Raw genomic sequence first — 8,329 nt, 5'->3', positions numbered from 1 at the left:
TGAAAATGCTCTCGTGCCCACTTGGCATTAATCTTTGTAAATCCTTTTTTCATCACCGGCTCTTCCGATTCCATCACCTCATCAAACACCTTTCTTTGTTTGGAAGCAGCAGTTTTATGGACTTTTAAAAAACGAAGAAGAACACCATTAACCCCCTTCATCTCTTTAACTTCCTCTTCCAGCAATCTGGCTTGTAATTCAGAGGCCTTTCTTACATTATCCGCGTGACCGGCAAGCAGGATGATACCCGCAGCATCTGCCTGCCTATTAATAGGAGGAATTAAAGAGCACCCTTCGCTATGACCCAGCAGAAAAATTCTTTCAGGATTGATTTCCGGCAGCTCTTGCGCCTCCTTCACAGCGGCTATCCCATCATTAACTAAATCCCACATTCCTGTTTCATAAAAATTACCGCCGCTCATTCCTGCTCCCCGCTTATCATATCTGAGAACCGCCACCCCAATGGAGGAAAAAAACTCAGCAAGCATCTTATAAGCATTCATCTGCATAACCTTCGCATTGCCATCCCTGTCAACTGGACCTGAGCCATGAAATATAACAACAAGAGGAAGCTTTCCTTCTGACTCTTTCGGAAAGCTTACTGTTCCCTTTAGATTTACATCTGTATTAAAATCAATCTCACGTTCTTTCATTATTCAGCACCCCTTTGCAGCGACTTTACGTATAAGACGTTTACTAATAAATATCGTTCAGTTTTTTATTAAATTTTTTAAGGCAATACTAATTGCAAATCTTATTTGCAATAGAAAGAAGGGGTTTTATGCCTAAGAAAGCAGCCGCAGAAGGCAGGGATGATGCGAGCAAAAATGATATTTCAGAAAAAGCACCAAGTACAAATGAAAAAAGTGAAAATGAAGTCAGCAGGCTGAATCGGATGTTAGCTGCAGTTTTGAATTACCTATCGGATGATGAGGTGGAAGAAATCGATATCGAGTATTTGCTTGCAAATACGGAAGGCCTTCGGGAATGGTGGGATCGATATAGGGAAAATAACAAGAAACAAATCGAGGAAGAAATAAAGAAATCACTTGGCTCATTATCGCTTGAGGAGCTTGAGAGTATTCGAGAACAGATAAAGACTAAATAGCTCTGTCAAATAAAAAAGACTCGTTTGCCTTAAGCATACGAGTCTTTGTTTTTTTATTGTTCTAAAAGCTCTCCGCCTGTTAATTCAATATGTCCTTCCCCCCAATTGCACATTGCATCCAGAATTGGGCGGAGTGACCATCCGTAATCTGTTAATGAATAGACAACCTTAGGAGGAACTTGATCAAAAACAGCACGGTTTACAACGCCATCCGCTTCAAGCTCGCGCAGCTGCTGAGTCAGCATTTTTTGTGTAATCCCAGGCATTAGCCGCTTAAGCTCGCTAGTTCGCTTTTCACCTTTAATTAAATGACACATGATTACAACTTTCCACTTACCGCCAATCACATCTAATGTAGCTTCCACCGGAATATTGTAAGCCAAATTCCTTCCCCCCTCTGTTTGATAGGCACAAAAAAGTACCTACATTACTTTAAAGTACGTACTGTTCATTTTGAATTATGCCATCCATAATAGCATAAGGAAGCATAAAACAAAATGGTGAAATTGACCATAAGTTACTTTCTAGTGCCTGCATTACTTTAAAGTACGTACTATTCACCATGTTTGGAATGCTCCATAATATCTTTCATTAAGACTGAATGACCAAGGCGCCTGGCTATGATGTCTTTGCTCCACCCCATACTTTAAATATAAGGAGGATTCATTGCCAATGAGTTCTATTGCTATAAATGCACAAAAAGAAAAAGGCGGCACTCCTGCCCTGCTTGCACTCGCAATCAGCGCATTCGGAATTGGCACCACAGAGTTTGTGCCTGTTGGGCTGCTGTCGACCATTTCAGGTGATTTAGGAATTTCCATTACATTGGCCGGTTTATTGATTTCCGGCTATGCCATGGGAGTTGCCATTGGCGCACCTGTACTAACTGCTTTGACCAGTAAAATGAACAGAAAGTCTCTGCTCATGTCATTAATGATTTTGTTTATCATCGGAAATTCCGTTGCAGCCCTGTCCACCTCTTTTTCACTTTTGCTGGCTGCACGATTCATTACAGCTTTTTCACACGGCATCTTTTTCTCAATCGGCTCGACCATTGCCGCTGATTTAGTTCCTGAGAACAAACGCGCCAGCGCAATAGCCTTTATGTTCACTGGTTTGACTGTCGCAACCGTAACAGGTGTACCTCTCGGAACGTTTATCGGGCAGACATTTGGCTGGAGAGCCACATTCTCGGGAGTAGCGCTGCTTGGAGTAATTGGAATTATCGCCAGCGCCATTCTTGTTCCCAAAAACCTTAAACAAGCACCAGCTTCTAAGTTCAGTGAACAGCTGAAAATTCTAAGCAGCGGAAAACTGCTTTTAGCCTTTAGCATAACCGCATTGGGATATGGCGGAACGTTCGTTGCTTTTACCTACCTGACTCCGCTTCTCGAAGATGTAACAGGATTTAGTCCAAAATGGGTCAGCATCATTCTGCTTGCTTACGGAGTGGCCGTGGCAATAGGCAATGTCCTTGGCGGAAAGGCTTCTGACAAGGATCCATTAAATGCATTGTTTTGGATGTTCACTCTGCAAGCCATTATTCTTGGCGTGCTTACCTTTGCAGCACCTTTTAAAATTCTTGGTCTTGCTGCTATTTTCCTAATGGGCTTATTTGCTTTCATGAATGTGCCGGGCCTTCAAATTCTGGTGGTGAACCTGGCTGAGAAATATGTCCCTTCTGCTGTCAATGTTGCTTCAGCATTAAATATCGCGGCTTTTAACATCGGAATTGCTATCGGCTCATTTGTTGGCGGACTGATCGTCAACTCTATCGGCTTAATTCACACACCGTGGATTGGCGGAGTAATGGTGCTTGGGGCCGTATTTCTGACGGGATGGCTAAAAAAACTTGAGAAACAAAGCAAACAAACTAATTAAGGAGTGTCTTATATGAATAATCTATCTTTATCTAGTACTGCAGTACTTGCAAATGGAGTTAAAATGCCCAAGGTTGGACTTGGCGTATTTAAAGTGGAAAAGGAAGAAGAGCTAATAACCGCTGTTAAATCAGCAATTGAAATTGGATATAGAAGCATCGATACAGCTTCCATCTACGGCAACGAGGAATGGGTGGGAGAAGCCATCCGCCAGTCTGGCATTAATAGAGAAGAACTCTTTATCACTTCAAAAGTCTGGAATTCCGACCAGGGCTATGAAGCAGCACTCAAGGCGTTTAACACCTCATTGGAGAAAATGGGACTTGAATATCTTGACCTTTATTTGATCCATTGGCCTGTGGAGGGAAAATACACAGAAACCTGGAGAGCACTGGAAGACTTATATAAAGAAGGTAAAATCAAAACCATCGGCGTCAGCAACTTTCAAATCCGCCATTTAGAAAGTCTATTGAAAACAGCTGAGATCAAACCAATGATTAATCAAATTGAATTGCATCCTAAATTGGCCCAAACTGATCTCCGCGCCTTTGCAGCCAAATATGATATGCACATTGAAGCGTGGGCTCCACTAATGCAGGGCGGATTATTTGAAAATGAGATCCTGAAGAAACTGGCTGAAAAACATGGAAAATCCATTGCACAAATTGTCCTAAGGTGGCACCTGCAAAACAGTATTATTGTCATCCCTAAGTCAACAAAACCTCATCGCATCAAAGAAAATGCAGATTTATTTGATTTTGAACTATCTCAGCAGGACATGGAATTGATTGATTCCTTAGATGAACATTTACGCGTTGGACCAGATCCTGACAACTTTGATTTTTAAATAAAAGAGACGAGGAGCTGCAAGCTCCTCATCCCCTTTTATTTGTTTAACGAATTGTCTGCCTTAAAAGCGGCAATGTGATCTCTATTAAAGTACCTTCACCAATCTTGCTTTGATATACGATACTGCCATGATGCTGCTTAATGATCTTATGGCAAATCATAAGTCCCAGACCAGTCCCTTTTTCTTTTAATGTATAAAAAGGTTCTCCAAGTCTCGGCAGAAATTCGTCAGGTATTCCGCACCCCTGATCCTGAAAGGAGACAATGCATTCCCCTTCATTATTATCCTTGAGGGAAATCTCAATATCCCCTCCTTTTTCCATAGCCTCCATGGCGTTTTTTATGATATTCAAAAAAACCTGCTTGATTTGATTTTTTTCACATGATATCAAAAAATCACCATCTGCAAAATTCAGCTTGAACTGGATACCGTTCATATTTGCCTGCGGGGATAATAACTCGACTGTATTCTCTATAATTTCCGTTAACTTAGCCGTGTCCATTTGAATGGCCTGCGGTTTTCCAAGCGTAAGCATTTCAGTGGTAATATTTTCAATTCGCGCCAATTCACTAAGCAGCAATCCATTTATTTGGCTATTGCCGCTCTTATAAAGCTGCAGGAACCCTTTGATGGTTGTAAGCGGGTTTCTGATTTCATGAGCAACCCCGGCTGCGAGCTCCCCGACAATCGATAGTTTCTCAGACTGCAAAAGAAATTCCTCTGCTTTTTTCCGCTCAGAAATATCCCTGCTGATCATGACAACATGCTCGATTACACCATTTTCGCCCTCAACCGGCATACACCGTGACTCAAATTCAATCCAATGGCCTTCTCTGTGTTTTAGGCGAAACTCCATTGCCATTCGCTCATTATTTTCGAATATCCTTTGCATGCCTGCCTGAAAATTTTCCGCTTCATCTGGATGAATAACAAAATCCACTTCCATATTTTGCAGTTCCGCTGCTTCACATCCTAATACAAACTCATGAGACGGAGATAAATAACTCAAACTGCGATCCCTGTCCATCACCGCAATTAAGTCTGATGTATTTTCAGCGATCAGCCGGTATTTAGACTCACTTTCTTCCAGCGTCTTTTCCATCCGTTTTTTTTCTGTGATGATTCGTATCAATCGTTCATAGGATTCAATCAGCAAACTCCCAACAATGACACCAAGCCCCACAAACAGAATATATTGCAGATGAAAAATAGGGCTGTCCCTAAAAACGTTAAAAATGATCGGTACCGTTATAATATAAATGACACAATATACACCATATAATATGGCCGTTTTTCTAACCGCCTTAAGGTGGCGGCTATATCTATGTACGACTGTAAAAGCAATCAAAATAAGCGATAATCCTATTATGGCTGGCAGCCAATTCTCACTGATTACCAGCCTTGATACAAGGGCAATTATTCCGGTAATAAACCCTGCTCCTGGCCCCAAATAGGAAAATACCAAAATCAGAATGGCGTAACGAATATCATAGGAATAACCCTGCTCGTTAAAAGATAAACCCACAAGAATGGCAGAAATAATTCCTGCATACAGGCCGCCCAAAAGATGCAGGTCCTTAAGCGGTTTATGACTGATAAACGAGCGGAGAATTAAAGGCACACTGACCAATAATGAAAAAATGGAGAGATTAACAATGTAGTCTAATAGTATCAAGGAGGCTCCCACCTATATTGAGAAATTCTTAATATTCTTTCTTTATCATAAACCAGAGGTGGTGACCTTTCCACTACTATTTTAGGGCCCTCTAAAGGATATGCCAGAACTGATTTAAAAAGGGCCCATCCCTGGAAGGATAGGCCCTTTTTCGTTACACTTTCTTCACAAACTCCGACTTCAGCTTCATGGCGCCAAAGCCATCGATCTTACAGTCAATATCATGGTCCCCACCGACGAGGCGAATATTTTTCACCTTGGTTCCAATCTTAATAACAGAAGAAGTGCCTTTCACTTTAAGATCTTTAATGACTGATACTGTATCTCCATCAGTTAGTACATTTCCATTAGAATCCTTAATCACCTTTTCGTCTTCAAGACTGTTGGTTTCAGATTCAGCTGTCCACTCATATGCACACACAGGACATACAAAGAGCAGCCCGTCCTCGTACGTATACTCTGAACTGCATTTCGGGCAATTTGGCAAGCTAGACATTTCATTTTCCTCCATTGTTAAGCATTTTTTTCCGTTTAGCCATGAATACGAATATCATGACTGCCGCTATAATAACGAATGCTATAACAGTATATAAGATATATGTTGGATCTTCATTCACATCCTGTGGAATAAACCGATTGGCAATTGGTCCCACAGATATAAACAGAGGAATTATAACCGTAAACCATGTTTTTGTATAAATAGCAGAAACAATAAATATAACCGCACAAACTGCCACAATTACATTATTCTGAAATGGTGTTGCTGTAAAAACCGGTTCAAAACCCTGTTTCTGATTCCAAAGCAACAACATAACCATTAAGCCTGTTACAGCAACGCCAGCTCCTAAAAGAAGAACTGCACTCCACTTGGAATGAAGAAATTTAGGAAGCACTCTGAAAATCAGAACACCATAACCTCCGACTGCAATTACTCCTGCGGTGATAGCGATCCAAAGTGTTCCATTGGATAAAGAAAAGTTCCCTTCAATTGCAGGACCTATGCTGACATAAGCTCCAAGCAAAAGGATCATCAGCGGCACCAGCCCCGCCATCTGACGATAATCGGTACTCATTGATTCTCCGATGCTTTTCATATATTGCTTTGGGCTATCCCCGATAATATAAGACACATCCTTCCCATCGGCTTCAGCTTCCATTAAATGCACTTCAAGCTCTTCTGTTATTTCATTTATTTCATCATCATTTTTCCCTTTTGACATCAGGTAAAAACGAAGCTCTGTCAAAAACTGTTCAGACTCCTTTGAGACCATTCTTCATATCCCCCTTTTATTCAATACATTATCAACAGATGAACTTACCTGTTCCCAGCGCCCTATAAACAGCTTCAGCTCCCGCTCGCCTTTTTCAGTTAATGTGTAATATTTTCGTTTAGGTCCAGCTGTTGACTTTCGCAAAGTGGCACTGATCAGCCCTTCTTTTTGCATACGCAGAAGCAGCGGATAAATGGTGCCTTCGCTCAATGAGCGAAATCCATATGACTCCAATTTCGCCGCCAATTCATACCCATATATCTCCCCTTCTTTAATTATGGCTAATAAACAACCGTCCAGAATTCCTTTTAGCATTTGCGTGGTTTCTGACATTGACCTTACTCCCTCCACTATCTTGTATTACAAGATAATTACCTGCAGTTAAATACCTTGCAATACAAGATATATACTTACTATACCTATCACTATATTGTATTGCAAGGCATTTTTGTAAAAACCAGGTAATTTTTTTACATTATTTAATCAAACGTTTGATTGAACTCTTTTTACTGCCATATCGATTGTTTTTACCCAAAGAGGGAATAATAAGTTAATGTGGACCAGTGCCTGATCATTGGCCGCCGTTTTATCCAACGGCTTTATCTAAGACATATGCTTAAACACATTCTCAATTATAAACTTAAATCTCATATTAGTTGAGATTGATACAGGCAAAAAAAGGGTAATTAAAACAAGGAAGAGTTATACTGTTAGCAAGGAGCTCAAGCCTGTTTTGAAAGTTCCATTCCTTACTGATTTGACCCTAAGAAAAGCGTAATTAAACTTTGGTGTCTTATCCTGTCATTAAAGTTTCCGCCCTTCAACCGAAAAGGATCAAAATTTCACAGCTTTTCCCTTGACAAAAAATATATCGTATATGATAATTATTACCGAATTAGAATTATTATTAAATAGTTCGCTATTTAATTAATAATCATATCACTCAATCACTTAAGGAGGAATTTTATCATGGCATTAATCGGTTCAGAAGTACTACCATTCGCAGCAAAAGCTTACCATAACGGTGATTTCATCGATGTTACTGAAGAAAACTTCAAAGGAAAATGGAGCGTAGTATGCTTCTACCCAGCAGACTTCACATTCGTATGCCCTACTGAGCTAGAAGACCTTCAAAATGAATATGCAACTTTAAAAGATATGGGAGCAGAAGTTTATTCTGTATCAACTGATACTCACTTCACTCATAAAGCATGGCACGATAACTCTGAAACAATCAACAAGATTGAATACGTTATGATTGGTGACCCTAACCAGAGAATTTCCCGCAACTTCGAAGTTCTGAACGAAGAAGATGGACTGGCAGAACGCGGAACATTCATCATCGATCCAGATGGCATCATCCAAACTGTTGAAATCAACGCTGGCGGAATTGGCCGTGACGCAAGCCAGGTTGTAAGCAAGCTTAAAGCAGCTCAATATGTACGCAACAACCCAGGTGAAGTTTGCCCGGCTAAGTGGAAAGAAGGATCTGAAACACTTAAGCCAAGCCTTGATCTAGTAGGTAAAATCTAAGGAGCACGATAA

The 8,329-nt window shown here is 40.6% G+C and carries 10 protein-coding genes (1 of these 10 cut by a window edge); 4 read left to right on the top strand and 6 right to left on the bottom strand.

The genetic code is table 11. The features are described 5' to 3' along the window. Nucleotides 1–653, bottom strand: partial view of an alpha/beta hydrolase gene (locus ACR42H_RS02460; RefSeq protein WP_436374621.1) — the 5' portion only. Its footprint begins 286 nt before the window's first position; 653 of the gene's 939 nt are visible here — the first part of the coding sequence; it begins with the start codon at nucleotides 651–653; its stop codon lies beyond the left edge, outside the window. A gap of 128 nt (nucleotides 654–781) precedes the next feature. Between ACR42H_RS02460 and ACR42H_RS02455 the strand changes: the two genes are divergently transcribed. Next, nucleotides 782–1,108 carry a hypothetical protein gene (locus ACR42H_RS02455; protein WP_113884849.1) on the top strand — a complete coding sequence of 109 codons (327 nt, stop codon included), beginning with the start codon at nucleotides 782–784 and terminating at the stop codon, nucleotides 1,106–1,108. A 53-nt stretch (nucleotides 1,109–1,161) separates the two neighbouring features. Here the strand turns inward: ACR42H_RS02455 and ACR42H_RS02450 are convergent, their stop codons facing one another. Next, the gene (locus tag ACR42H_RS02450) at nucleotides 1,162–1,491 is read right to left on the bottom strand and encodes a winged helix-turn-helix transcriptional regulator (protein ID WP_113884850.1); all 330 of its coding nucleotides are present in this window, start codon (nucleotides 1,489–1,491) and stop codon (nucleotides 1,162–1,164) included. A gap of 289 nt (nucleotides 1,492–1,780) precedes the next feature. Here ACR42H_RS02450 and ACR42H_RS02445 point away from each other — a divergent pair, with 289 nt between their 5' ends. Then, nucleotides 1,781–2,989: an MFS transporter gene (locus ACR42H_RS02445; protein WP_113884851.1), complete on the top strand. Its 1,209-nt coding sequence runs from the start codon at nucleotides 1,781–1,783 to the stop codon at nucleotides 2,987–2,989. 12 nt (nucleotides 2,990–3,001) lie between these two features. After that, nucleotides 3,002–3,835, top strand: coding sequence for an aldo/keto reductase (locus ACR42H_RS02440; protein WP_113884852.1), 834 nt, complete (start codon nucleotides 3,002–3,004; stop codon nucleotides 3,833–3,835). A gap of 46 nt (nucleotides 3,836–3,881) precedes the next feature. Here ACR42H_RS02440 and ACR42H_RS02435 read toward each other — a convergent pair whose 3' ends face one another. From ACR42H_RS02435 to ACR42H_RS02420, 4 genes are all read right to left on the bottom strand, one after another. Beyond that, nucleotides 3,882–5,513 carry an ATP-binding protein gene (locus ACR42H_RS02435; RefSeq protein ID WP_436374620.1) on the bottom strand — a complete coding sequence of 544 codons (1,632 nt, stop codon included), beginning with the start codon at nucleotides 5,511–5,513 and terminating at the stop codon, nucleotides 3,882–3,884. Between the two features lie 154 nt (nucleotides 5,514–5,667). Further along, nucleotides 5,668–6,009: a zinc ribbon domain-containing protein YjdM gene (locus ACR42H_RS02430; RefSeq protein ID WP_113884854.1), complete on the bottom strand. Its 342-nt coding sequence runs from the start codon at nucleotides 6,007–6,009 to the stop codon at nucleotides 5,668–5,670. A gap of 1 nt (nucleotide 6,010) precedes the next feature. Continuing rightward, nucleotides 6,011–6,784 carry a hypothetical protein gene (locus ACR42H_RS02425; protein ID WP_436374619.1) on the bottom strand — a complete coding sequence of 258 codons (774 nt, stop codon included), beginning with the start codon at nucleotides 6,782–6,784 and terminating at the stop codon, nucleotides 6,011–6,013. Nucleotides 6,785–6,787: 3 nt separating this feature from the next. Further along, nucleotides 6,788–7,117 (bottom strand): PadR family transcriptional regulator, encoded by a 330-nt coding sequence (locus ACR42H_RS02420; RefSeq protein ID WP_113884856.1) that lies wholly within the window; start codon nucleotides 7,115–7,117, stop codon nucleotides 6,788–6,790. 636 nt (nucleotides 7,118–7,753) lie between these two features. Here ACR42H_RS02420 and ahpC point away from each other — a divergent pair. After that, on the top strand, nucleotides 7,754–8,317 hold the full coding sequence (gene ahpC, locus ACR42H_RS02415) for an alkyl hydroperoxide reductase subunit C (protein ID WP_009335870.1): 564 nt from the start codon (nucleotides 7,754–7,756) through the stop codon (nucleotides 8,315–8,317). Nucleotides 8,318–8,329 lie beyond the last annotated feature (12 nt).

The sequence above is a fragment of the Cytobacillus sp. BC1816 genome, from assembly GCF_051353635.1.
GTDB classification, from domain to species: domain Bacteria; phylum Bacillota; class Bacilli; order Bacillales; family Cytobacillaceae; genus Cytobacillus; species Cytobacillus oceanisediminis_C.
This window is presented reverse-complemented; position numbering and strand designations above follow the sequence as displayed.

Coding starts and splice junctions, on each gene's coding strand:
- ACR42H_RS02455 (WP_113884849.1), top strand. CDS start 782: ATGCCTAAGAAAGCAGCCGCAGAAGGCAGGGATGATGCGAGCAAAAAT.
- ACR42H_RS02445 (WP_113884851.1), top strand. CDS start 1,781: ATGAGTTCTATTGCTATAAATGCACAAAAAGAAAAAGGCGGCACTCCT.
- ACR42H_RS02440 (WP_113884852.1), top strand. CDS start 3,002: ATGAATAATCTATCTTTATCTAGTACTGCAGTACTTGCAAATGGAGTT.
- ACR42H_RS02430 (WP_113884854.1), bottom strand. CDS start 6,009: ATGTCTAGCTTGCCAAATTGCCCGAAATGCAGTTCAGAGTATACGTAC.
- ACR42H_RS02425 (WP_436374619.1), bottom strand. CDS start 6,784: ATGGTCTCAAAGGAGTCTGAACAGTTTTTGACAGAGCTTCGTTTTTAC.
- ACR42H_RS02420 (WP_113884856.1), bottom strand. CDS start 7,117: ATGTCAGAAACCACGCAAATGCTAAAAGGAATTCTGGACGGTTGTTTA.
- ahpC (WP_009335870.1), top strand. CDS start 7,754: ATGGCATTAATCGGTTCAGAAGTACTACCATTCGCAGCAAAAGCTTAC.